The sequence below is a fragment of the Neisseria sp. P0019.S003 genome, from assembly GCF_051957115.1.
In the GTDB taxonomy this organism is placed as follows: Bacteria; Pseudomonadota; Gammaproteobacteria; order Burkholderiales; family Neisseriaceae; genus Neisseria; species Neisseria flavescens_D.
In genome coordinates, this window is the sequence record NZ_JBQCWT010000093.1 from 1 (window position 1) to 444 (window position 444).

Below are 444 nucleotides of genomic sequence, written 5' to 3' on the forward strand. Positions count from 1 at the left end.
GTCCAGGGTGATGACGCTCGGACGCAGATTGGTTTTGTCGAGTTTGAATGAGCCGTCCCATTGGCTGTCGGGCGAGCCTGCGGTAAAGGCTCCGCTGACGGTATTGAGGCTGAGGTGGTTGTCTTTGAAGATGAGCAGGGGTGCTTGGGCGGTCAAGTGGAGGTTTTGTTGAACGCTGTCTGCGCGCAGGTTGATGTTGCTGACTTGCAGGGTGTGGTTTTGCGTTTGCCAGTCTAGGGCGCTGGTGATGTTGATTTTTACCGTGTTTTGGTCGCGGCGGCTCTGCGCTTCAAAGCGGAGCTCGGGAATGTTCCAGTTTGCTGCGTTGGTTTGAAGCAGGCCGTTGCCGTTCCATTCGAGGGGGAACTGCGGATTGCGGATGTTGCCGCCGATTTTGAAACGGCGGCCGTCGAAATCTTCCGAACGGAGGTTGAGGCTGAAGTC

At 56.5% G+C, this 444-nt stretch carries 1 pseudogene; it reads right to left on the reverse strand.

Annotated elements, in window-relative coordinates:
* Positions 1-444: pseudogene (locus ACTHTS_RS11250) on the reverse strand (AsmA family protein); the annotation flags it as partial.